The 25,265-nt window shown below is 45.9% G+C and carries 22 protein-coding genes; 3 read left to right on the top strand and 19 right to left on the bottom strand.

Annotation, left to right across the window (positions count from 1 at the left end; genetic code table 11):
• Positions 1–80 precede the first annotated feature (80 nt).
• From greA to NSA57_RS07650, 3 genes are all read right to left on the bottom strand, one after another.
• Complete coding sequence (gene greA, locus NSA57_RS07640) at positions 81–581, bottom strand: transcription elongation factor GreA (protein ID WP_022068147.1); 501 nt, start codon at positions 579–581, stop codon at positions 81–83.
• 75 nt (positions 582–656) lie between these two features.
• On the bottom strand, positions 657–1,931 hold the full coding sequence (locus NSA57_RS07645; RefSeq protein ID WP_173751799.1) for a sensor histidine kinase: 1,275 nt from the start codon (positions 1,929–1,931) through the stop codon (positions 657–659).
• Positions 1,928–2,644, bottom strand: a complete 717-nt coding sequence (locus tag NSA57_RS07650) for a LytR/AlgR family response regulator transcription factor (RefSeq protein ID WP_257464474.1) — start codon at positions 2,642–2,644, stop codon at positions 1,928–1,930. The genes NSA57_RS07645 and NSA57_RS07650 overlap by 4 nt, the downstream gene beginning before the upstream one ends.
• Before the next feature lie 265 nt (positions 2,645–2,909).
• Between NSA57_RS07650 and NSA57_RS07655 the strand changes: the two genes are divergently transcribed.
• Together NSA57_RS07655 and NSA57_RS07660 are read left to right on the top strand one after the other, a co-directional pair.
• Entirely contained in the window at positions 2,910–3,656 is a 747-nt protein-coding gene (locus NSA57_RS07655; protein WP_147600084.1) for an ABC transporter ATP-binding protein, read from the top strand.
• Positions 3,656–5,803, top strand: coding sequence for an ABC transporter permease (locus tag NSA57_RS07660; protein ID WP_257464475.1), 2,148 nt, complete (start codon positions 3,656–3,658; stop codon positions 5,801–5,803). Before NSA57_RS07655 ends, NSA57_RS07660 begins: the two co-directional genes overlap by 1 nt.
• Positions 5,804–5,982: 179 nt before the next feature.
• On the opposite strand, the gene NSA57_RS07665 is transcribed toward NSA57_RS07660, so the two are convergent.
• The 15 genes from NSA57_RS07665 to NSA57_RS07735 form a co-directional block, all read right to left on the bottom strand.
• On the bottom strand, positions 5,983–6,726 hold the full coding sequence (locus NSA57_RS07665) for a DeoR/GlpR family DNA-binding transcription regulator (RefSeq protein WP_147600085.1): 744 nt from the start codon (positions 6,724–6,726) through the stop codon (positions 5,983–5,985).
• A gap of 14 nt (positions 6,727–6,740) precedes the next feature.
• Positions 6,741–6,998: an HPr family phosphocarrier protein gene (locus NSA57_RS07670; protein WP_257464476.1), complete on the bottom strand. Its 258-nt coding sequence runs from the start codon at positions 6,996–6,998 to the stop codon at positions 6,741–6,743.
• Positions 6,999–7,025: 27 nt separating this feature from the next.
• Positions 7,026–8,939: a PTS fructose transporter subunit IIABC gene (locus tag NSA57_RS07675; protein ID WP_257464477.1), complete on the bottom strand. Its 1,914-nt coding sequence runs from the start codon at positions 8,937–8,939 to the stop codon at positions 7,026–7,028.
• Complete coding sequence (pfkB, locus tag NSA57_RS07680) at positions 8,936–9,868, bottom strand: 1-phosphofructokinase (RefSeq protein ID WP_147600096.1); 933 nt, start codon at positions 9,866–9,868, stop codon at positions 8,936–8,938. Before pfkB ends, NSA57_RS07675 begins: the two co-directional genes overlap by 4 nt.
• 224 nt (positions 9,869–10,092) lie before the next feature.
• Positions 10,093–10,278: a type II toxin-antitoxin system antitoxin gene (locus NSA57_RS07685; protein WP_022068138.1), complete on the bottom strand. Its 186-nt coding sequence runs from the start codon at positions 10,276–10,278 to the stop codon at positions 10,093–10,095.
• 34 nt (positions 10,279–10,312) lie between these two features.
• Entirely contained in the window at positions 10,313–11,329 is a 1,017-nt protein-coding gene (locus NSA57_RS07690) for an SPFH domain-containing protein (protein WP_173751803.1), read from the bottom strand.
• A gap of 369 nt (positions 11,330–11,698) precedes the next feature.
• Positions 11,699–12,160 carry a threonine/serine exporter family protein gene (locus NSA57_RS07695; protein WP_022068136.1) on the bottom strand — a complete coding sequence of 154 codons (462 nt, stop codon included), beginning with the start codon at positions 12,158–12,160 and terminating at the stop codon, positions 11,699–11,701.
• Positions 12,157–12,930 carry a threonine/serine exporter family protein gene (locus NSA57_RS07700; RefSeq protein WP_243271016.1) on the bottom strand — a complete coding sequence of 258 codons (774 nt, stop codon included), beginning with the start codon at positions 12,928–12,930 and terminating at the stop codon, positions 12,157–12,159. The genes NSA57_RS07695 and NSA57_RS07700 overlap by 4 nt, the downstream gene beginning before the upstream one ends.
• 32 nt (positions 12,931–12,962) lie before the next feature.
• A complete protein-coding gene (locus tag NSA57_RS07705) occupies positions 12,963–15,791 on the bottom strand; it encodes a translation factor GTPase family protein (RefSeq protein WP_257464478.1) in 2,829 nt (942 codons plus the stop codon).
• Positions 15,792–15,870: 79 nt separating this feature from the next.
• On the bottom strand, positions 15,871–18,192 hold the full coding sequence (locus tag NSA57_RS07710; RefSeq protein WP_173751805.1) for an ABC transporter permease: 2,322 nt from the start codon (positions 18,190–18,192) through the stop codon (positions 15,871–15,873).
• A complete protein-coding gene (locus tag NSA57_RS07715; protein ID WP_022068131.1) occupies positions 18,189–18,872 on the bottom strand; it encodes an ABC transporter ATP-binding protein in 684 nt (227 codons plus the stop codon). The genes NSA57_RS07710 and NSA57_RS07715 overlap by 4 nt, the downstream gene beginning before the upstream one ends.
• 97 nt (positions 18,873–18,969) lie before the next feature.
• A complete protein-coding gene (locus tag NSA57_RS07720; protein ID WP_257464479.1) occupies positions 18,970–20,007 on the bottom strand; it encodes a sensor histidine kinase in 1,038 nt (345 codons plus the stop codon).
• Positions 20,008–20,015: 8 nt separating this feature from the next.
• The gene (locus NSA57_RS07725) at positions 20,016–20,702 is read right to left on the bottom strand and encodes a response regulator transcription factor (protein ID WP_147598318.1); all 687 of its coding nucleotides are present in this window, start codon (positions 20,700–20,702) and stop codon (positions 20,016–20,018) included.
• Entirely contained in the window at positions 20,674–20,796 is a 123-nt protein-coding gene (locus NSA57_RS07730; protein WP_022068128.1) for a hypothetical protein, read from the bottom strand. Before NSA57_RS07730 ends, NSA57_RS07725 begins: the two co-directional genes overlap by 29 nt.
• Before the next feature lie 2 nt (positions 20,797–20,798).
• A complete protein-coding gene (locus tag NSA57_RS07735) occupies positions 20,799–21,341 on the bottom strand; it encodes a TetR/AcrR family transcriptional regulator (protein WP_147598319.1) in 543 nt (180 codons plus the stop codon).
• 200 nt (positions 21,342–21,541) lie between these two features.
• Here NSA57_RS07735 and glgB point away from each other — a divergent pair, with 200 nt between their 5' ends.
• The gene (glgB, locus tag NSA57_RS07740) at positions 21,542–23,326 is read left to right on the top strand and encodes a 1,4-alpha-glucan branching protein GlgB (RefSeq protein WP_257464481.1); all 1,785 of its coding nucleotides are present in this window, start codon (positions 21,542–21,544) and stop codon (positions 23,324–23,326) included.
• A 223-nt stretch (positions 23,327–23,549) separates the two neighbouring features.
• Here the strand turns inward: glgB and NSA57_RS07745 are convergent, their stop codons facing one another.
• Positions 23,550–25,253: a CvpA family protein gene (locus NSA57_RS07745; protein WP_257464482.1), complete on the bottom strand. Its 1,704-nt coding sequence runs from the start codon at positions 25,251–25,253 to the stop codon at positions 23,550–23,552.
• Positions 25,254–25,265 lie beyond the last annotated feature (12 nt).

The following is a 25,265-nucleotide window of genomic DNA, read 5'->3' on the forward strand; positions in this document are numbered from 1 at the left end:
TACGAAAATTTAATATATTTTCATTTTAAGAAACAATTGTAAAGTTGTCCCCAGCGCAATGTTAAATTTATGTAAAATTCTCAGAAGCTTCTGATGTCTTCTCCCTCGTCGCCCGTTTTGTCAATAGAACGGATTTTCAGATAGTAACTCATGGTTTCATTCACCTTTACCTGAACCCGGTCCCCAACCTTGTGGCCTTTCAGAGCCCGTCCGACAGGTGACTCGATGCTCACTCTGTTCTCCATGGAATTTCCCCTGATAGAGGTTACAAGCTTATACTTCTCAATTTCTCCGTCTTCTTCAAATTCTACTTCCACAATGTCATCCATGCCGACTTCGTCTTCTCTGGAAGTATCTGTAACAATATCCGCTGTTTTCAGCATTCTCTCCAGGTACCGGATACGGCTTTCATTCTGATTTTTGTGACGCTTTGCCGCATAATATTCAAAGTTTTCACTGAGATCCCCCTGGGCTCTGGCTTCCTTTACAGCTTCAATGGCCTCTTTGCGCACCACCAGCTTCCGGTGCTCGATCTCCTGCTGGATTTTCTGTACGTCACGTTCTGTCAGTTTTTCACGCATATGTTCTCTCTCCCTGATTCATTATATAGTGTGTTTATAAAGTATACAGGATAATAAAAGGAAACTCAATAACCCTTACAAAGGCCTGCGGATATAGCAGCAGATCAGAAGGCAGACTTCTTCGCCTTCCTGCCTTAATTCCAGCATTCCGTCGTACTTTTTCAGCGCAGCCTGAATGCTGGGAATACCCAGCCCGTGATTTTTTGTGTCACATTTTGTTGTACTTGGAAAAAACTGCCGGATTCCTGGATTCTGCTTCCGTCTCTCCTCCTTCTCTGAATCCGGAAGTCTGCCCTGATTTCGCACACTGACTGCCAGAATCCCCTTGCCCTGCCTTGCTTCCAGGGAAACTCTCCGCTGGCTTTCAGGAAGTTTTTTTACTGCCTCCAGCGCATTGTCCAGGGCATTTCCAAAAACAGCGCTGATATCTGTTTTTTCCATGGGCAAAGGTTCAGAAATATCTGCGGAAACATGAAAGTCAATATGATTCTGTTCCATCAGAGCAGCCTTGGCGCTGAGAATAATATTCACAGTGGTATCTCCACAGTATTTCAGAGTGCGGGAAGCCCCTGTCTGTTCCAGAAGCTCCCTGAGATATCCCTCTCTCTGGTCGTCCGGAAGAGCCAGCGCTGTCTGAAGGTGATTTGTCATATCATGCTTTAAACGCCTGATCTCAAAATGCTGATTTTCCATAGCTTCATAGTACCGTCTGTTCTGCTCTGCCAGAAGAGCCTCCTCTTCCAGTTTCTGCTGCCGGGCCAGAACCACCATGGTCCATAAAAGCCCTGCAAAAGCCGAAAGGGACAAAAGCAGGAGAAACAGATACTGGACAGAGATCCCTGCAGTATCATAATCGCTTAACAGCACCAGACTGAATACAATTCCCAAAGGAGGAAGCGTCAGGATAAAAAGAAGCCTCCACATGGAAGGCGCCAGTTCAAAATCTCTGTCCGGTCCCAACTTCCGGATCAAAATCCACAGCCCTGCACAAAAAAATATTTTTATCACGATCTGATACATCTGATAAAACGGCGACCAGTTATCCACCAGCGCATTAAAAGAAAACACCGTACTGGCTGTCATCAGTCCCACTGTCAGCCTTTTTATGACGCTTCCCTCACAGCAGATCATAATAGCTGCAATAAAAAATACAAACGTGGGAACAATATTTCCCCAGTCTGCCAGATAGATCACCATACCGCCTAAAAATCCGCAGGCAGTCACAAGAATCATTCTGAGGAATTTGCTGTTTTTCACTTTCAGCAGGCGTCCCACTGCCATAAACAGACAGATTCCCATAACCGAAAGCCAGGCAATTGTCAAAAACAAAAGCTCTGCATTTTTTCTCATAGGCCTGCCCCCTTCAGCATAAGCTCCGCAAGTCTTTTCAGCGCCTCTTCCTTCATCCCCCGGCTTACCGGAAGATTTTTTCCGCCTGTAAGGATTTCATCATGACCAATATACTCCACATGATCTCCGTTTACCAGATATCTTTGGTGAATCCTCACAAACCGTGCATCCACCTGAGACTGTACCTCAGAAAGCTTTCCGTAAAAAGCGTATTCTCTGTTTTCCGTTACCAGATACACCTGTCTTCTGTCGCTGTAAAAATACAGGATCTGATCCAGAGCTATCCGGAAGGTTCCCTCCTGATTCTGGAACACAAAATCTTTTTCCCGTCTGGAATAAAACGCTTCTCTGGCTCTTGACACAATCTGTCTGATCCGTTCTTCCCCGGCAGGTTTCATCACATAGTCCAGAGCCCCTGTCCGGTATCCGTCAAATACATACTCGGAATATCCTGTCACAAATACAAGAAGAATGGTTTTGTCGAACTCCCGTATCCTTTCCGCAGCCTCCATGCCTGTCATTTCTTTCATTTCCACATCCAGAAAAAGAAGATCGATCTCTCCCGGATGTTTTTTCAGCCAACGGACCGCAGTTTCTCCTGAACTGAATTCATATACAATTTCCTCATCCGTTTCATATATGGATTTTTCAAGCTGAAACCGCAGCTGATCCCTGGCCTCCTGTTCATCGTCGCACAAAGCGATTCTCAGCATAATATCTCCTCCTGCTGCTTTTATATCCTTTACTGATGCTCCTCGCTTCAGATTTCTTTTATCATACCACAACCACAGCTTCCGGCGCATGCCAAACTTTACAAAAATCCTTCTATTCTTTACATTTTTCGCAGAGACCTGCAAAACTTTACCTGAAAAATGCCAAACTTTACAGCCTGGATTCCGGCTGTTTTTTTCTGTGGTATGGTAAAAGCACAACAGCAGAACATCTGTAAATTTTTAACATAAGACGAGGAGGAATTTTATGTTATCTGTAAAAAATCTGGAAAAATCCTATACTACCGGCAATCGTACCTATACAGTGCTGAAAGGAATCAGCTTTTCTGTTGCCAAAGGCGAATTTGTAGCTGTAATGGGGCCCTCCGGTTCCGGAAAAAGTACGCTTCTTAACTGTATTTCCTGCTATATCCCTTTTGAAAAAGGCAGGATCACCCTGGGCGGACAGGAATTAAGCTCCCTGACACCGGAACAGCTTGCCTCTGTCCGCAACGAAAAGCTTGGCTTTGTTTTTCAGGACTTTATGCTTCTTGACGGACTTTCTGTCCGTGAAAACATTCTTGTTCCCAGAATCATCCGACAAAATGTGGACAAAGAAGGGGAGCGTTACGCAGATCAGCTTATGGAGCTTTTTGGTATCAGTCATATCCGAAACAAATATCCGGCAGAGATTTCCGGCGGAGAACGTCAGAGAACCGCAGTTGCAAGAAGTCTGATCAACCATCCTCTGATGCTTCTTGCTGACGAACCTACGGGAAATCTGGACAGCACATCAAGCAGGATCGTTATTGAATCTTTTGAAAATGCAAGACAGAATCTGGACGCTACTATTTTTATGGTCACACACGACAGCTTTTCTGCTTCCTTCTGTGACCGGGTGATCCTGCTGAAGGACGGAAATATCTACCGTCAGCTTGAAAAAAACATTCAGACAAGAAGTGCTTTTCATGACACACTGTTAAACGCAATCAAAGAAATGAGTGGTGATATGTAATGGATAACAGAAAAAGAAGATCGATCAAAACTATGGCGGAACTGGAAAGCCGCCTTCGCCGTACCAACCAGAAGCAGGCAGCTCTTTACCTGTTCTGCAATTTTATTTCTCTTATGCTGATGACAGCTTATTCGGGACTGATGTTTTCTCCCACTGTACAGGATATTTTTCCTCCGGGAGGCGACAGCCGGAAACAGTTATACGCCATCTTCGTTCTGGCCCTGTTCGGCTGCGTTATATTTACGATTTATGCTGCCAGCCTTTTTTTCCGCAAAAAATCACGGCAGCTTGGCATCCTTATGGCTCTCGGAGCTTCCAGAAAAACACTGGCGCCCGGTCTTTTCCGTGAGGTGCTGCTTTTAAGCGGCAGCTCTGCTGTTCTGGGAACTCTGGCAGGTTTTCCCTTCCTGTTTCTTCTGTGGACTGCCTTCCGGATTTTTATTGTAAATTCAGAAGAAATGGTTCTGAACGTAGATTTCCGGTGTCTCTGGGTATCTGCAGGCTTCACAGCCCTGGTTGTGATCTGCGCATGCGTTCTTGCTTTTCTTTATATGAAACGCACCAATATTCTGGACGTGATCCAGGAAGAGCATCAGAACGAGCCTGTAAAAGAGCTTGGACGCTGGTGCGGCCCTGTGGGTATTGTCCTGATTCTGGCAGGCGCAGTTGCAGGATACGAAGGTCCAACTGTATACATGAATGTGTTTCACAGATATCCATCCCCTTTTCTCAACCTTTTGTACGCTCCTGCTTTTGCAGGTCTTTACATGGTCATGCTTCACACAGTTGTCAACGGCTGGACCTCCAGACGCAAAAATCCCTGGAAAAACATCATTGCCAGAAGTATGATGAAATTTCAGGGAAAACAGACGGTAAACAGTCTCCTTGTTACTACTGTGCTGGTTGCAGGCGGCTGCTTCGGGATTTTTTATCTGCCGATGCTTCATACCGGACTTTCCATGGGCTCCGAAAGCCGCGCCTATGACTATTCCTGGTTCTGGCCCTCCGACCAGTCTCTCCCTTCTGAAGAAGAGATTTATTCTCTGGCAGAAAAACATGATTTTCAGATTAAAGACTGGCTACAGTGTTCCTATCTTTCCCTTGCCTGTGATAATAACATGCAGATTCTGAACCCGGACAACACTCTTTCCTATCAGCATTTTGACATTGCCGATGAATGTCATGCCCTGTCAGAGTCCACCTATAATCAGATCACCGGACAGAACATTTCACTGGATCCCGGCTTCTTCTACGCAGTTACAAATGAAGAAGAAACCGCTTACGATACAGTGGAAAATGCAACACTTTTTACAAACATGACTACCAGGAAAGAGCTTCCCGTTACCTGTAAAGGCTTTGTACATTTTGAAGATGTGGCATCTCACGGCACTGCTGTTCTGGATGACAACGACTACGAAAAAATCTCTCAGGGACTTGCTCCTGAATGGACCGGTTCCATGATCTGGTTTAATTCAGAAGGAAAAGACAGTTACGCCTTTGCACAGGAGCTCTTTGTGAAAATTGTAAATTCCTATGATGACCAGCACTTCAGCAACAGCTATTATGATCCGGTTCAGTATGTTATGACAGAGGGCTATACAAATAATTACTATGGTTCCACCTATACTGTCAGTCCGGAGGAACGGCAGGTGGACCGTACCAACATCAACAGTTCTGACTTCCGGATGTACTGGAATTATATTCCTCAGTTCCGTATTATGGATGCTCAGGATCAGCTGAAAACCTTTGGAGTATTTATGATGACCTTTTTGTTCATTGCCATTATCTGCATTACCGCAGCCCTGGTCATTGCCTATACCCGCTGTCAGACCATTGCCCTGAACAATGCCTATGTGTTTTCAGATCTGATGCGTCTTGGCGCTTCTCCCGCCTTTCTTGGCAGAGAGCTTCAGAGACAGGCTGGTCCGGTATTCAAAATTCCTGCCATCAGCGGAATGTCGCTGATGATCCTGCTTTATTTTATGATTTTGCTTGCCAATGACGGACTTCTGACAAAATCCGAAATTCTCGGTTTTGCCATGTGCCTGGAAGTAGCTGCCGTGATCGCCCTTATCATTTACGCCGTTTTCCGCCGCACGCTGCGCAGTCTGAGAAAACAGCTGGGTATCTGCTCCTTAGAACAGTAAATGATCCGATACGCTCCGTCCACAGCAGCCCCACCTACAGTTTTATTCATAATTAATACCTGATTGCAGACTAATCTGTCCTGTCTTCCATCACAGTTCCCGGGAAGTTCATAAACAGTACCAAAAAGCCGGAGCGGATTCATCCACAATGAATGAACCGCTCCGGCCATCTGTGCCTGTCACCGCACAACCACAATATTTTTATTTCCTTCAAACTCCTTCGGACAACGATCCGTAATCACTTCCGCTTCCTTAAAATCCCGAAAGGTCACAGAACTGATCTGACCGAATTTTGAAGCATCACTGAGTACATAGGCTTTTCTGCACTGCTCCATGGCTTTCCTTTTTACCAGAGCCTCGCTGGCATCCGGTGTTGTAAAGCCCTCATGCTTCGTCACTCCGTTTGTCCCGAAAAATCCTCTTGTAAAATGATACATCTGAAGCATCTGTAAAGCAAAGCTTCCGATCACTGCCTCTGTGGAGCCTTTCAGTTCACCGCCTATAAGCGTAACATGAATGCCTCTCTGAGCCAGCATTCTTGCATGTGATACACCATTTGTCACAAAGGCAGCCCGGGTATTCTCCAGATAATCCAGCATATAACCTGTGGTGGTTCCCGCATCCAGAAATACAAAATCCGTGGGTTCGATCAGGCCTGCGGCGTATCTGGCAATTTTCTTTTTTTCTTCGATATTAAGATCTGATTTCTGAGCAACAGTAGGCTCATAGGCAGATACTGCATTTTCCAGAGAAACTGCTCCGCCAAAAACCTTTGTCAGACGTCCCATTTTGTCAAGAGCCGTAATATCTCTTCTGACAGTGGACTCCGATGTGTCCAGAATCTCCTTCAGCTCCGTGACTGTGACACTTTTCCTTGTTTCCAGAAGTTCCAGGATGATCTCATATCTTTGCTCTGTCAGCATGGTTTCTCTCCTGATTACAGCTTCTCCTGCATGAATTTGCTTACTGCCTCGCAGGCAGCATCCTCATCCGCACCCTCGAAAGTAAAGGTTACTTCATGACCTTTTTTTACGCCAAGTCCCATCAGAGCCAGAAGTTTTCTGCAGTCTGCTTTCTTGCCTTCTTTTTCAATGGTGACCACAGACTCAAACTGCTTCACAAGCTTTACAAGCTCGCCTGCCGGACGTGCGTGGATTCCCTCATTGTCAATTACTACATACTTGAATTCTTTCATGGTTTTATCCTCCAGTTTATTTATTTTTTATGCTGTTTTCTTTTTTAACACTCCCAGAAGGACGGCTGAGATCAACGTACCTGCCACAAGAGCAGCCACATATGCCATTGTGTTTCCCACAACCGGGAATACGAAAATTCCTCCGTGAGGAGCCATCAGTGTACAGTCAAACATCATGGAAACAGCGCCTGCCACTGCTGAACCGATGATACAGGACGGAAGTACATGGAGAGGATCAGATGCCGCAAAAGGAATCGCTCCCTCTGTGATAAATGCCAGACCCATAATAAAGTTAGTAGGCGCCGCCTCTCTCTCTTCTTTAGTAAATTTGTTTTTGAAAAGCAGGCTTGCCAGGGCAATGGCACATGGAGGTGTCATTCCTCCGATCATAACAGCTGCCATAATATCATAATTGCCTGCTGCAATGGACGCTGTGCCAAACACATAAGCTGCCTTGTTAAAAGGACCGCCCATATCAATAGCCATCATACCGCCAAGAATAAGTCCTAAAATTACTTTACTTGTATTTCCCATGCCTGTCAAGGCATTATTTAATCCGGTGTTCAATCCGCCCATTAAGGGTTCCACAACAAAAGTCATACAAAGTCCCATTACGAGAATTCCCACAACCGGATAGATCAGAACAGGGGCGATCTTTTCCAGGGCTTCCGGTAGCTTATCGCAGATTTTGCGAAGCCCGAGGATCAGATAGCCTGCAAGAAAGCCTGCAAAAAGAGCTCCCAGAAAACCGGATTTTCCGTTTGCTGCGATCATTCCGCCTACAAGACCTACTGCAAGAGCCGGTCTGTCGCCGATGGCTATGGCAATAAAGCCTGCCAGTATCGGAAGCATAAAGCCAAACGCTGTTCCGCCGATGTTCTTGAGAACAGCGGCCACCGGAGTAATGGTACCGAAGTTTGCTCTCTGGTCCGCAGGGAGAGAATTCAGATCCACACTGAGACCGTCAATCAAAAAAGCAAGGGCAATCAGAATGCCGCCGCCCACTACTAAAGGAAGCATATGGGAAACGCCGTTCATGAGCTGCGTATATATTTTATGGCCGGCGCCTCCGCCTGCCTTTGCTGCCGCCGAAGAATTCGATGCTCCCGCTGCTGCGTGATATACAGGAGCATCCCCTGCAATGGCTCTTTCCACCAGGGCATCCGCCTTGCTGATTCCGTCAGAAACCTGACATTCGATCAGCTTCTTTCCATCAAAACGTTCCATGGGAACCTGTGCATCCGCCGCCACGATAATGCAGTCAGCCTCCTGGATCTCCTGATCTGTAAGAACGTTTTTGGCTCCGCCGGAGCCTCTTGTCTCCACCTTGATAAAACAGTTTCTGGCCTTTGCCGCTTTTTCAATTCCTTCTGCCGCCATATAGGTGTGGGCAATTCCGGTAGGACAGGAGGTAACTGCCAGGATTTTTACCTGTCCCTCATCTGCGCTTCCCGTATCAGCCAGTCTCTCATCAATATCTTTTTTCTCATCGTCAGCTTTGTCAATAATTTCCATAAACTCATCTACAGACTGTGCGTTTCTCAGAGAGGCGGTAAATTCCTCATCCATCAGCATAACAGAAAGTTTACTGAGCACATCCAGATGGATATTATCTTCTGTGTTTGGAGCTGCGATCAGGAACAGAAGAGTCACAGGCTCGTCATCAAGGGCTTCAAACTCCACTCCGTTCTTTACTACCATTGCAGCAAGACCGGGCTTCTGTACTGCGTCACATTTACCATGTGGAATGGCAATTCCTTCTCCGATTCCTGTTGTACTTTCCTGTTCTCTTGCATATACCTGTTTCCGGTAGGCTTCCCTGTCGCTGATTTTTTCACTCTTTACCATAAGGTCTACAGCCATATCAAGAGCCTCTGATTTACTCTTTGGTGCTGCACTCAGCGATACGCTTCTTCTGTCAAGCAGATCTGTGATCCTCATATGTTTTCCCCCTCCTGTTTTTGTCCGGCTACCTGACGGTAAACCGCTTCTACCTCTTTGCCTGTGGCCAGATTTTCTGAAAAGGCACTGGCGCTGCCTGCTGCGATTCCCATGTAAAAAGCATGGCGGTAATCTCTTTTTTCCATCCAGCCTGCCATAAAGCCTGCCACCATGGAATCTCCTGCACCAACGCCGTTTACAAGCGTACCTGTGGGAACCGGTTTCTTATAAACCTGTCCGTTTGCAGCGATGAGAACTGCTCCCTCCCCTGCCATGGAGATCAGAACATTTTCCGCTCCCATCTCCTGCAGTTTCTTTCCATATGGAACAACGTCCTCTCTCGTCTTTAACTCCACGCCAAAGATCTCACCAAGCTCATGGTTATTGGGCTTTACAAGAAAAGGATGATATTTCAGAACCTTTACCAGAAGATCTTTTGTGGCATCCACCACAGTCATCACGCCTCTTCCCTCCAGCCTTTTCATAATCCGCTCATACATGTCATCAGGCATGGAAGCCGGGATGCTTCCTGCGAGAAACAGAACATCTCCTTCCTTCAGGCTGTCAAGTTTTTCCATCAGCTCCTCCACTCTCTCCGGGCTGATATCCGGTCCTGCTCCGTTGATCTCTGTTCCGTCTATGGATTTCAGCTTCAGGTTAATTCGGGAAATTCCCCTTTCAATCCTGATGAAATCCGATTCCACTCCCATTTCCTGAAGTCTGCGGATAATCTCATCTCCGGTAAAGCCTGCGGTAAATCCCAAAGCTCTGTTGCAGATTCCAAGATTCCTGAGAACTATGGACACATTGATTCCCTTTCCCCCGGGAAGAATCAACTCTGAGCTTGTCCTGTTGGTAAGCCCCAGCTTAAAATCTTCCACATCTACAATGTAATCCAGAGACGGATTAAAAGTAACTGTACAGATCATTTTTTCACCTCTCCTTACAATAATTTTCATTTAATGTATGACTGAGTTTGAAGTTATTTCTCTTTATGTTTCATAGTATACAGTTATAATCATCCAAAATCAATCAAACTAATTCACAAAATTCAGGATTATTTTTGGTTGAATTTGCACAAAAAAATACCCTCTGACAGTTTCCGGGGTTTTCCCTGTCTGCCAGAAGGTATCCTGTTATTTTGTCCGGTATTTCATTTCTCCGGAATGTCTCTGTTTTTTTTCTTACGGTGCTTTACGCACTCTGTCAGCAGAAATTCAATCTGACCGTTAATGGAACGGAAGTCGTCCTCCGCCCACTGAGCCAGTTCATTATAAAGAGAGGCGGAAACCCTCAGTGGTATCTGCTTTTTTGTTTTTTCTTTTGATGCAGCCGGCATGGCTTCCGCCTCCTTTACTTATTTACTTTCTATATTAATAGATTGAGCCGCTGTTGACAATAGGCTGCGCATCTTTATTTCCGCAAAGTACTACAAGAAGATTGCTAACCATAGCTGCCTTGCGTTCTTCATCAAGCTCCACCACATTGTTTTCACTGAGCTGATTCAAAGCCATCTCCACCATACCCACGGCTCCTTCCACGATTTTCTGACGGGCGTCAATGATTGCCGCAGCCTGCTGTCTCTGAAGCATTGCAGCAGCGATTTCCGGAGCATATGCCAGATGGGTGATCCTTACGTCCAGAATCTCAAGTCCGGCTTCCTCAACCTTGGACTGAAGCTCTGCCTGCATGATATCCGCAATTTCCTGACAGCTTCCCCGAAGAGTCTTTTCGCCGCAGTCGCCATTGTCATAAGGATAATTTCTTGCAGCATTTCTGGTAACTGCATCACACTGGATCGAAAGAAATTCTGCATACTGCTCTACATTCAGAACTGCCTTGGTGGCATTTGCAACCTTCCAGATCACAATGGTACCGATCTCTACCGGATTGCCCAGCTCGTCATTGACCTTCTGGCGTTTATTGTCCAGAGTCATGGTTTTAAGAGAAACTGCCTTGGATGCTGCCCTCGCGCCTCCGCCGCTTAAATTAATGTTAATGGAACCGGATTTTGCATTACTCTGCTTTTCCTCATTATCAATAGTCTGCGCTGCCGGGCCTACTGTTTCACAGAAAGGATTGATCCAGTAAAATCCCTCGTTATAAAGTGTTCCATAGTAGCTTCCGAACAAAGTCAGCACAAGAGCCTCATTTGGATGGATTACCTTCAGTCCGCAGAACATAATAATTCCGCCAACATTCAAAAGTACGCCCAGCACAATACAAACTGCAAGAACCACTCCGCCAGCCGGCTTATCTGCCCCAAACCAGGTAGCTCCCAGAACATACATGGGAATTCCCGCCAGAGTCACCAGCAGTGACGCAACTGCCATGGGAAATCCCGGCGCAGCCTTAAGCTTCTTTTCTTCCGTAAATTTTACTTCTGCCATAATCTCTTTCCTCCCTGCTTTTCGCAAATACAGGCCCTCCTGTATTTACGTTTCCTCTCCGTTCCCTCTTTTCGGAAACAGAATTAATTTGATATCTTTTTGATATCATCATAATATATCTTTTCCTGTAAAAAGTCAATATTTTTCTGATAATTTTCAAAGAACAAAAGAGAAAAGATCCGCTTCGAACTTCCTAAATCCCTCAATCCTTGAGGGACTTGTTCCGCTTTGCGCGCCAGATGCAGACTGCCATGGGCAGTCATATTCCGCATGCATCTGGTCGCATCCTCGTGGAGCGTTTTTTGTTTATTCAGAAACTAGTACAAAATGTACTAATTTCCTAATAAATAAAAAAAGGAGCCGAAGCTCCTAATCAGAATGTTTTTTTATATAGTTCATTGTCTGGTACCGTCTCCAGATAGAACAGAACGTCCAGACAATGCTGATTCCCGCCGCAATGGAAAGAGCGTACTGAAGCGTCAGACTTCCGTATTCAGAAATCTCTCTGGTATTTCCGCTGACAGCAGCGCTCATTGTATAATACAGAGAGCTTCCCGGAATCAGAGGCACCACTGAAGGTATTACAAACAAAAGCGTTGGCGCCATTTTTTTCCGCGCAAATATCTCTGCGTAAACTGCCGCAAAAGCAGATGCCACAAGGCCTGAAGCAAAAATATGCTGTGTCACATCAAACATCAGAAGATAACATCCCCAGCACAGGGCTCCACCAAGAGAACCGGCCATCCAGAGGCTTCTTCGAAGCCGGAAGATCATGGAAAATCCCAGAGATCCCATAAACGCCATAGCAAGCTGCAAAATCACTTCTTTCATATTCCCACCATCCATATAGAAGCCATAAAGCCACTGGCAAGGGCTCCGGCCCACAAAATACTTTCAATCAGCCGCATAATTCCTGCAATCGTATCTCCCATCAGCATATCGCGGATTGAATTTGTGATAGCAATTCCGGGTATCAGCAGCATAATATCCCCGATCATAATCTTATCTGCGTGAAAAAACGGCAGAAACTTTACCGTCAGGCAGATCAATGTACCTGTAAAAAAGGAACACACCAGGTTAAACATTACATTATTCGCCAGAAGCTGTGCGCCTTTTTCCTGAAAAAGACAGATGATGACTGCAAAAACGGCTGCTGCCAGCCCGTCTGCAAAGCTTCCTCCAAAAAACACAGCAAAGCTTCCCGCAGCAAGAACACTTCCCAGATACATCTGCCACTGTTTTTTAGGAGGAACGCATTCCCGTAAACGCTGCTCAAACAAATCCAGAGGCAGCGGCTCCCTGCAGCATTCTCTGCTCAGTGCATTAATACGTTCCAGTGCCAGGAAGTCTGTGCCTGATTTTGTAATCCGTCTTGTGTGAGTCAAAAGAGTTCCGTCGCTTCTTTCCAGAGTGATTACAATACTGGATGTAATCACAAATACATTCATCCTCTCGGCTCCGTATGCCACTCCAATACGTTCCAGCGTATCTTCTACTCTTTTTACCTCCGCTCCGGAGGCCATAAGCCGCTCTCCTGTTTCCAGAAGAAGCTGAAGCAGGCGGTTTTCCGTGTTTGTCTGTTCCATACTGTTCTTTTCCATATGCCTGTTTCCCAACCTTCATCTGTCTTATTTTACAGCTCTTCCTGTCCCATCCGTATCTTTTCCAGACGAGCGGAAAGCTCCTCGGATACCTGATCAAACAGATAAGTTTTGCTGCTCTGGCGTCGGGCTTTCCATTCCTGTTTTCCAGCCTTTTCCGCATCCTCGATCTCTTTTTTTAATCCCATGGCAGAAATCCGGTGAGCGCCCTGTCCCATAATGATCACCTGCTCCAGCCCGTCAGAGGTTGCCACTGTCACCTGATACTGACGGCCGATTCTGTGAACTGTTTTTTCAATATACTGATCCGCAGTTTCCGCCTCTTTTGTATATACCACAAAAATATTGTGATAGGGAATCACTTCCTCTGCATGGCCCTCCACCTTATAGGCGTCAAACACAAGGATCAGAGTACATTTCCGGTAGCCCTGATAATTGCTGAGAATATCCATCAGCTTATCGCAGGCAGCATGAATATTTTCCTTTGCAAGCTCCCGAAGTTCCTCCCAGGCAAAAATAATATTGTATCCGTCCACAAGAAGATATTCTTCCCTGCGGGGCTTTCCTGCCCGATAGCGGACCGTACTCTCAGAAGTTCTTCCCACTGTTCTGGATGGAGTAAACCGTTCCTTTTTTACGGCCCCGAAGGTTCTCTCAAAAATCGCCTGAAGCTCCTGCTCCTCCTCATAGCTTCCGCTGTAGGAAAGGCCCTTCTGGCCTTTTCGCCCTTTTCCGCTGCCTGTCCTGTTCTGACCGCCTGCGGGCATCCCGGTAAAACTCTCCGTTGATGTCTCCTGTTCCGGAATCTCATACCAGTTTTCTGTATCCTGTGCCAGCTTCTCTGCATCCGCGCCGCAGTCCAGATGCTTATAATTCTCCACCTGATCCCAGGGAACCACAAAGCCTGCCCCGTGGGCGCAGAACACCGAACCGGTAGGATTTTCCAGATCACGCTCGGAATCATAGCCGGAAGCCATTACCAGCTCCTCCTGATTTCTGCAGGGCGCATATCCCTTCAGATTGCAGAAAAGCCTTCCTCTTCCTCCTGTGTAGGAAATGACCTCTTTCTGATAATCCCTCATGGATGAAACTGCTGCCATACCTGTAAGAACAGCCATATCACCGTCTGTTTCCGGCGGATTGAATTTCCCCTGCATTTTCTGAACATCGGACATTGCCCTGCCGATCATCTCTGCGGGAACCTCCAGCCGAAATTCATAGTAAGGCTCCAGAAGAATACTTTTGGCCTTTTTCAGTCCCTGACGCACTGCCCGGTAGGTTGCCTGACGGAAATCTCCGCCTTCTGTATGCTTCGCATGAGCCCGTCCGGTCAGAAGAGTGATCTGCACATCTGTCAGGGCAGAGCCTGTCAGAACTCCCAGATGCTCCTTTTCCTCCAGATGGGTAAGGATCAGTCTCTGCCAGTTACGGGCAAGAACATCCTCACTGCAGGCAGTAAAAAACTGACAGCCGCTTCCCGGCTCTCCCGGTTCAATAAGCAGCTGTACTTCCGCATAATGGCGCAGAGGCTCAAAATGTCCCACACCGATCACAGGCTCTGCAATGGTCTCTTTGTATACAATACTTCCTGCGCCAAATTCCACTGCCACATGAAAGCGTTCCCAGATCATACTTTTCAGGATTTCGATCTGAACCTCTCCCATTAACTGGGCATGGATTTCTCCCAGAACACTGTCCCACACTATATGAAGCTGCGGCTCTTCCTCCTCCAGCTGTTTCAGTTTTTTCAGCATCTCATGAACATCACATCCCTCAGGAAGTATGATCTGATAATTGAGAACAGGCTCCAGAACAGGAAGAACCGACTCCTGCTCTGTGCCAAGCCCCTGACCCGGATGAGTTTTTGTAAGTCCGGTCACTGTACAGATATCTCCTGCCGAAACCTCCTGGACCAGTTCATATTTAGAACCGGAATAAATACGGATCTGATCGATCTTTTCCTCATCCAAAATCGTTTTGACCTTCAGATCTCCTCCTGTGATCTTCAGATAGGTAAGCCGCACTCCCTGAGGATCTCTGGCGATCTTAAATACTCTTGCCCCAAATTCCCGGGGATAAGCCCGCTCCATAGTATAGCTTTCCAGTCCCTGAAGAAATTCCTGAACTCCCTGCATTTTAAGAGCAGAACCAAACCAGCAGGGGAATACCTTCCGCTGCACGATCAGACGGCAGATTTCTCTGTGAGCAACCTCTCCTGTTTCCAGATAGGTTTCCAGAAGCTCTTCCTCACACATGGCAAGATTTTCCATAAGGTCATCCAGGTCTTCTGATGTGTCTGTTCCGGATTTCATACTCTCTGTTTTATCGTCACCGACAGCTCTTTCACTGTTATCCTCTGTCAGACAGGCAAAATCCATGCAGTTTTCGTTGAGACGTTTTCTGAGGTCCCTGAGAAGAGCATCATGATCTGTTCCCTGCTGATCCATTTTATTTACAAAAAGAAACACCGGAATCTCATATCTTTCCAGAAGCCGCCACAAAGTCATGGTATGGCTCTGTACGCCGTCCATGCCGTTTATTACCAGTATCGCATAGTCAAGCACCTGAAGGGTACGCTCCATTTCCGCAGAAAAATCCACATGGCCCGGAGTATCCAGAAGCGTGATCTCCATCTCTTCTGTTTTCAGCCGCGCCTGCTTGGAAAATATAGTAATTCCCCGTTCCCTCTCCAGCTCATAAGTATCCAGAAAGGCATCTCCATGATCCACTCTTCCCAGCTTTCGTATTTCTCCGCAAAGATAAAGAAGCCCTTCGGATAAGGTCGTTTTTCCGGCATCTACATGGGCAAGAATACCGATGCATATACGTTTTTTTGTTTTTTCAGGCTTTTGTCCGCCCATAAAAAATGCCTCCTTCTGTGGTCGCATAATAGTGAATTATAGCACAAAAGGAGACGATAGTCGAGATGCCAACAAGCAATCACAATTCATTGATCGTTGCTGTAATGGGCATATTACAGATGCGCTTTGCCGGAAGAAACGGTGCAAGAAGTGAAACGATCACAAGCAGCGCCAGTATTCCTGCAACGGATGCTGAAGGAAGCTGCCATTGGGTTCCCCAATAATCTGTAATCATCTGAGTATAAAAAAAATAATGCAGGGGCAGACCCAGACCGCAGCCTGCAAAAAGTCCGAATATCGTATATGTAGCTGTTTCCATACTGATCATCTTCTTTATCTGTAAATCATCCATTCCCACCGCGCGCATGACTCCGTATTGTTTGGTTCTTGCAGATACACTCATGGAAATACTGTTTACAGTGTGAATAACAGTAATCAGTGTGATCACTGCCAGGAATCCATAAACAAATAAACAGAACATAAAATACGTATTTTGCGTGTCTTTATTCTGCGCCATCCTGTCATAAAAATCATAATGTCCGTCTGACAGTGCGTGAAGCTCATTCACATTCTGTTCTGAGGCTTTTGAGGAAAGCTGCACATCAAGAACAGCATAGGCATCTTCACCTGTAATATCCGTAAACATTCTCTCCGAACAGATAACAATTGGCTGATCCGTTGTATCAAAGGGACTGTCTTCCAGAACTCCGGCTACTGTAAGCTCTGTCTGCTCCAGCCAGATGGTGTCTCCAACCTTCAGAGAGTTGCTTTTATCATAGACTGTCAGTACGCCGTTTCCCTCAGCAACATCCGATATATCACCTGCGATCAGGTCTTCTGCCGCCCATCGGAACTGATCTTCTTCATATGAGATCAAATCAATCTGTCCTGATTTCCCTTCATATTCTGCCGGAAGGCTTTGATACATCCTGCCAAACGCGCGTTTTACATAGGGCTGGTTTTCCACCTGATTTACAAAGCTTTTTTCAATTTCACACAGATTATCCGGACTGCTGTAAAAAACGTCCGGCGCCCAGGGTCTTAAGGGGGTAAGCGCCATATTCACCCATTGCACAAGAACAGAAAAGCTTAAAATCATAATAATACTAAGTGCAAAGGAACCCGTCATAAGAAGCAGGTTTTTACGGGAGGATACTGCATGATGAATCCCCAGGGCTGTCTCAATTTTCAGAAAGTTTTTCCTGACCGGCCGGGATGCGTTTCCGTTTTCATAAAAATTCCCGGTAACAGCCGCAACCGGAGAAACAGCCGCCGCCCGTCTTGCCGGAGAAATGGAAGATAACAGCACTGTCAAAACTCCAACAATAATTCCACTGATGATCCCCACACCACTGATTTCAAACAGAGGAATCTGTACAAACTCGGCTCCTGCCCCAAACCGAAGCAGCGCACAGAGTATCCATGTACCTGCAATACCTGCAGCCACACCAACCGGAACAGCTGTTTTACACCAGTAAAGAGCTTCCAGTCTGACTATGTGCATAACCTGGGTCCTGCTCGCCCCAATACATCGGAGCATTCCAAAAAACTGTGTTCTCTCTGCGGTTCTGCTGTTCAGACTTCCCGCGATCATAAAGACTCCTGCTGCCAGAACCAGAACAAACAGGATGACAGCTATAAGATAATTTCCCATAATATAAGAATCGCTGCTGAATCCTGTTATTCCCAGCAAAGCCGTATTTTCCGATAATATTTCATCAGTAAATCCATAGGTCTGCCGCAGCTCTGAAATCGCCCTGCGAATATTAATATTTTCATTAAAGCGTACAAAACATACCGGCTCAAGCCTGCTTTCTTCTGCTTTTGCCAGACTCTGAAAGGAATCCCAGCTCAGAAAAGTCCCCACCACATCGGCATCTGTAGTAATGGTAACATCTCCTCCAAAACCGGAAATCCTATAGTCAAAATCCCCGGCCGGTGTATGCATGGTAATCACATCTCCAATATTTACAGAAAGTAACTCTTTCGCTCCATTGGAAAGTAAGATTTCATTCTCTTTTACAGGATACTGCCCCTCTGTCAGATCCTCATAGATTTCCGTGAGAATCGAATGATCGCCGCCTGCAATAACGCATGTTTTTCCCTGAATCGTATAGTCAGCAGACAGATCAACATTCAGTGCGTCATAATGAGAGACAGCTGCAACATCTGTCCTCTGTGCAATCTGATCAATCTGCTTCTCAGTCGGCTCCTTCAGCATAATATGCCAGCTGCCATGCTCTTCTGTCACGCGCTTTTTTTCCATACGGATTCCCATATCTGCCATACTGAAAATCGCGGTAACCAGCAGTACCGAAATAATAATACACAGCATCGTCATGCGGTTCTGTCTCTTTCGCACCTTTGCAGAAATCGGAATAAGGCTTAAATAGCTTTTCATTGACAGCACCTCCCGAAATCAGTAAGCACTCCGTCCGACACCTGAAGCACCCGGTCTGCGGTCTGGGCGATGCTGCGATTGTGGGTGATCATAATAATAGTCTGCTCATATTTTTTTGACGCCTCTTTTAACAGAGCGATCACCTCGCTGCTGTTCTGAGTATCCAGATTTCCTGTTGGCTCGTCTGCAAGGATCAAAGCCGGACGGGTAATCAGCGCGCGTCCAATGGCCACTCTCTGCTGCTGGCCGCCGGAAAGCTGGCTTGGCAGGTAATTCCGGCGATCTTTTAAATTCAGTACAGTCAGAAGCTCTTCCAGATATTTTCTGTCCGGCTTCTGATAATCCAACAGCATTGGGAAAATCATGTTCTGTTCCACTGTCAGCTCTGGGATCAGGTTAAACGCCTGAAAGATAAAGCCGATATTCCTGCGCCGGAATACGGTCAGCTTCCGGTCATTCATAGAAAAAATATCCTTGCCGTCGATCAGCACCTTTCCCGAAGTAGGAATGTCCAAAGCACCGATCATATTCAAAAGGGTACTTTTTCCGGAACCGGATTCTCCCACAACCGCCACATATTCACCCCTTGGAACAGAAAAGCTGACGTCTTTCAGTGCCTTTACAGAAGTTTCTCCGCTGCCATAGGTCTTACAGATATTTCTGACCTCTAATAAATTCATTATGCAACACCTCTTTCTCAATAACTTTGCTCTGCAGACAGATAATGTTCTTTTTTGTCTACAATACAAAGGATAGCACTGAAACATTACAGTCAGCCTACAATTTTGTAGGAATTAAAAAATTCATTGTAAAAACCGTGCCTCTTCCCGGCTCACTGTCCACCTCAATGCTGCCGTCATGTGCCTCAATGATCGCTTTTGCAAGGGGAAGTCCAAGACCGATCCCCTGTCTGTCCCTGGAAAAACGGCTGCGATAAAACCGCTTGAAAATATGGTGCAGATCCTCCGGATGAATGCCGCATCCATTGTCTTTTACCACGATTTGAACGACAGAAGGCAAGGCTCTCCATTCGATATGAATCTTATCTCCTTTTTCTGTATGATCCAGAGCATTTTTTACAATGTTGCCGATTGCTTCGGACAGCCAGTCACGATCGCAGAAAAGAATCACCTTATCTGAGCCGGACAGAAGGATTTCTTTCTGCTCCTGTCTGGCCCTGTATGCAAAATGCAGCTCAATGTCCCCCATCATATCCGCCACATTTTCCGTTTCCTTTTCAATCATAATGGAACCGGCATCCAGTTTTGTGATTTTAAGCAGATTCTGCACCAGTGTTTCGATGCGGTCAAGCTCCTGTTCTGATAAATCTGCAAACTCTTTTACCAGAGACGGATCCACATCCTCATCCTGAAGCAGCCCGTTATAGATATTCAGGGCTGCCAGCGGTGTTTTCAGCTGATGAGAAATATCCGAAATTGTATTTTTCAGAAATTCCTTTTCCCGAAGCCGGTTATCTGCATGTGCATTTAAGACCGCTGCCAGAGAATTGACCGCGTGAAACAGCCGGTACAGTTCCCCCTCGTCATCACACTCAATACGCACATTGCGATTGCCGTCAAGATACCCGTTGATCTGTGACACTGCCTGTTCCATAAGCTGATCCTGTTTCCGGAAACAGGAATAACACGCTGACAGTATCAATCCTCCTGCCAATGCAAAAACAAGTAACAGGAACAAAGAAATCCTCTGGAAGTACCGATATAAGAATCCCTGGGTCAGCAGAAGGGCTGCCATCCAGATAACTGATAATGCAAGAAACAATTTTCTGATCTCTTTATTTACAAATATTTTCATAAAGCTCCTCACCCTGTCACATTCCATTTGTACCCCATTCCCCGGACTGTCAGAAGCATCTGAGGATCGCCGGGATTATCCTCAATCTTCATACGAAGACGTCTCATATATACAGTAAGGGTACTGCTGTCAATGTAATTTCCATCGCAGTCCCACAGCTTGCCCAAAATTTTTTCCTTGGTAAGTACCATATTGGGATTTCTCATAAACAGGCACAGAAGCTTGTATTCCGCAGCAGTCAGTTCCAGCAGTTCCCCGTTTTTAAAGACCTGCCCCTGCAGTAAAAGTACTTTTATTCCATTTGATTCCAGCTGCGTATCTGATGAGCTGAAATCTTTTGCCCGGCGGAGCAGCGCATTTACTCTGGAAACTAACACTCCCAGCTTAAACGGTTTTGTAATATAATCGTCTCCGCCAATATCCAATCCCATGATAATGTCCATTTCCTCATCAGCCGCTGTCAAAAAAATAATAGGCACTTTGGAAACCTGCCGCACTTTTTTGCAAAATTCAAATCCCGTGCCGTCCGGCAGCGATACGTCCAGTACCAGAAGATCATATTTTCCATCCGCCCACAAACTGTCTGCTTCTTTGAGCGTTCTGGCTACGGCCAGTTCAAAGCCCTGTTTCCTGAATGCAAAAGAAAGCCCGTTAATCAGGCTCAGATCATCTTCTAAAAGCAATATTCTGCTCATGTTTTTCTCCTTTTCCTGTTTCATCTGTTCCGTTTTTCTGAAACTGATCGCTTTTCCCGGAACTGCGAAATATTTCCACTGAAATTTCTTCCATGTTTACTCCCGGAAATACAGCGGTCTGAGGTTTCTCACCACATTTTCGCTGACTCGGACCACTGCATCCAGATCCTCATCCCTGTGGTTCAGATATGCGTGAAAGCATCCCTGTATACAAAAAGACAGAAGAATATTCCGCTCTGTATCATGCTGATATTCCGGATATCTCTGCCAGATCAGCTTTTTCAGCTCCATTTCCAGACAGTCGCCCAGCCGCGCTTTTTCTTTCCCGGAAAACAGAATACCGATCAGAGAATTACTGGACAAAAGAGCCATGTAAAGATTTCTGGTAAAAATCTCAGGCTCCCGGAAAGGATCCTGCTGCTGCGCGGAAATATTTTTTACTACAGCGGTAATGGTTTCTGCCTCCATCAGCTCTGACAGGGCAAAAATATCCTCGTAATGGCTGTAAAATGTAGATTTATTGATACATGCAAGAGCGCACAGTTCCTTAACTGTGATCTTTTCCAGAGGCTTTTTTGCCCTCAGCTCCAGAAATGCATTTTTAATGGCTTTTTCTGTTTTTTCTATTCTGATATCCATACTCTCCCTCGTTTTCCGTTTTTTCCGAATGTCCCAGCCTGTCCTCTTTTCATAGCTGCCTTTCGTATATTACGCGACATTTTTATCAAAAGGTTGCTTATCCGTCTTACAGAATGTTTTGTTGGTGGACATTCTCTGTACTGTTTTTTATATTATAGTCAAAAGCACAACTGATGTCTATTATCTATAAGGAGAAGATCATGGATTTTTATGGATTCTATACAGGAAAAATTTTTGATGCCTATGACTATCTGGGCGCTCATATAAACAACGGAACGACCATATTCCGCACCTTTGCGCCTGCCGCTTCCCGAATCACTGTATTCGGAGATTTTAACCACTGGCAGGAATGGGACATGCACAAGGTTTCTGACGGCAATTTCTGGGAGCTTTCTGTTCCGGGAACAAAGGAAGGAATGATGTATAAATACTGTATTTATGACAGATCCGGAAACCGGGTGGAGCACTGCGATCCCTATGGCTTTGGAATGGAGCTGCGTCCAGGCTCAGCCTCTGTTATAAGGAACCAGCAGGGCTATTCTTTCCACGATGAAGAATGGATGGCAGCCCGCACGGACTGCCGTCAGAAGCCGCTGAATATTTATGAACTGCATTTCGGTTCCTTTAAAAAGCCATCAGACAAAGCAGATTCCTGGTATACCTATGAAGAAATGGCAAAAATCCTGATTCCCTATGTAAAAAACAACGGCTACAACTATCTGGAACTCATGCCACTGAACGAATATCCCTGTGATGAATCCTGGGGATATCAGGCAACCGGCTTTTTCAGTCCCACATCCAGATACGGCACTGCGGATCAGCTGAAATATTTTGTAGACCGCTGTCATCAGAATGGGATTGGCGTGATCATGGACTTTGTGCCGGTACATTTTGCTGTGGACAGCTATGGCCTGGCTCAGTATGACGGAACAGCCCTGTACGAATATCCTCATTCTGCAGTGGGGGTCAGCGAATGGGGAAGCTGCAACTTTATGCATTCCCGTGGAGAAGTCCGCAGTTTCCTGCAGTCTGCTGCAAACTACTGGATAAAAGAGTTCCATATTGACGGGCTTCGTATGGATGCCATCAGCAGAGCCATTTACTGGCAGGGAGATCCGGTGCGGGGCGTAAACCTGAACGCAGTGGAATTTCTCCAGTACATGAACAGAGGGCTGAAGGAAATGTACCCCTCTGTGATTCTGGCTGCCGAAGATTCCACATCTTTTCCAAAGGTTACAGACCCGGTTTCTCAGGGCGGTCTGGGCTTTGACTATAAATGGGATATGGGATGGATGAACGACACTCTGGACTATTTCCGCACCGGACCGGAGTATCGAAGCGACAACTACCATAAACTGACGTTTTCCATGATGTATTACTATAACGCAAGATTTCTCCTGCCACTTTCTCATGATGAGGTAGTGCATGGAAAGGCTACGATCCTCCAGAAAATGAATGGGGATTACGACAACAAATTTCCTCAGGCAAGAGCGCTTTATATGTACATGTACGCCCATCCGGGGAAAAAACTGAATTTTATGGGAAATGAATTTGGACAGCTGAGAGAATGGGACGAAAAACGGGAACAGGACTGGATGCTTCTGGATTATCCCATTCACAGTGGATTCGCCCGTTTTATGAAAGATCTCAATGAAATCTACCTGACCCATTCTGCCCTCTGGGAAAAAGATTACCAGGCAGACGGTTTCCGGTGGATTGACTGCCACCAGGAACAGACCTGCGTCTATGTATTGGAACGGAGCAGCAAAAAAGAACACCTTACTGCAGTCTTTAACTTTTCTGACCGGTCTCAGACCTATGAACTGAAACTTCCCGGCTGTCAGAAGATCAAAGAGCTTCTTAACAGTGATCTGGAGGCATACGGAGGCAGCCTGAAGCGCCGCCGCCCTGCCAGAAAGATCACAGACGGCAGATATCAGGCAGAGCTTCCTGCATTTTCCGCAATGTATTATATTGCGGAATAACAATACTGCTAAACTTCCCAATCCAAACAAAAAGCTGTTCCCCACAGAACATAAAAATGTGACGGCTTTAGCTTTTTCCTGCCTGCAAAGTAAAAGCTGCCAGACAAGCCTCCAGCAGGTTATCACTTCCTGCTGAAAGCTGTCCGGCAGCTTTCTGTTCTGTTATTTTATTTTCCTGAAATACCTGCTACTGTAAAGTATATCATGGGCAAAGTAATTTTGCTCAGGATTCCTCTTCTCCCGGAGCTGCGGTATCATCCCCGGAGCCGCCTCCGTCAGTTTCCACACTTCCCTCAGCGCTTCCCGCATCTCCTTCCACAGAAACCACACTGTTGGCAGGTTCTGCCTCATTATAGGCAATAGTGATCCTGTCGCCTACGTCATATTTAACGATTCCCAGGAAGTCTGTAATCGGAACATCAAAGATCAGATCGTCATGACCTTCCAGTACAATATAATAATGGGTATTTCCATCGATTACTCCCTGAGCCATTCTTCTGATCTCTCCGGTGATCTTTTTCGTATCTTCTCCTGCCACAGCCGCACCGCTGCCTTTGATCATTTTCAGATACTTCTTTTCACACTCCTGAACCGTATCTCCAATGGCAACATTCTGATATTTCTGAATGTTGAGCATGGCATATTTTTTCACCAGACCTGCATTGTCCTTCAGAGCAATAAAATATGTTGGCTCATCTGCAATGTTCAGAAGCAGCGGGAAGGTTGCCTTATAACCAAGGTTCTGGACCTGACCTTCTGCAGATTCCATTGCGGAATACTCTTCTGCTCCCGGTATCTCATAATACTTCGTTTCCTTTGTCCTCTGATTCATCAGAACAAAGCCTACATTAGAACGGTCTCCGCTTACAGAGGTTACGCCAGTATATACCCATACGTCGTCATCAATAGCAAGATAATTATAGCCTTCTGTTGTTTTAAGACAGCCCTTCTGTCCCAGAACACTGTTGATAAATCCGTTGATCAGCGTACCATGGTAGTTATAAAGCTCGATCAGAAGATCCGCCGGATAGGCACGGTCTACCCATGTAGGACAGTCTTTGATCTTATAATCTTTACATTCTCCTGTTACTGCATTACAAAGAACCACTCTTCCAATGGTCTGTCCGCCAAAAAGTCCGATATTGAATTTTTTCACAGGGCATACCCAGTAGGGAGTTCCCTCTTCGTCAATCTCAAAGCTGAGCTGGTCAAAAATGTAAGTAGGATACTTAAATCTCAGATGTCTGTAAATATTCCGGTTAAAATACTCTGCCTCTGAGTATTTAATCCCCTGATCCAGCTTCACAAGCTCTGTATTCTGAGTTGCCATATCAATAGTAATATAAGCCGGAATTCCATCACTCATATTAGTCAGCCATTTAATGGGACTTGCGTATACCAGAGGAGTCACACGAACCGGACGTCCCTGATAATTAATCTGAGAATAAAGATCACTGACTTCAAACTGAGAAACCATATCCACCATACTTCCCATTTTACGGTTTCCCAGAAGCGCTGCAGATTCCTTGTCCAGAAGCGGGATCTGATCGTAGCTGATCTGTTCAATATCCTCTGCAAAATTTCCGGTTTCCGGAACCATCAGGTTCCGGTATTTTTTTGCATTGACGATCGGTGAGGACAGAATGCTGCCTGCAAAATAAACAAGCACCAGAACCACGACCAGCCCTATCCCCAGCTTCAGGATTTTTGAACTTTTGACCTCTTCTTTTGAATGGATGCCCTTTCTGCCTCCATAAAACAGCAGTCCCAGCACTACCAACGCGATCAGAAACATCCAGAATCCACTGGAATGAATGTTCACCGCAGGAATTGCCACATAGTAGTACACAGCAGCTATTACAATTACCGCAAGCACTGCCAGAAGCTTTCCTTTTTTACCGGAACCTGCTCTTCTTTTCCTGTACATATATTTCCTCCT

Source organism: Blautia caecimuris (assembly GCF_024622975.1).
Lineage (GTDB): Bacteria > Bacillota > Clostridia > Lachnospirales > Lachnospiraceae > Blautia_A > Blautia_A caecimuris.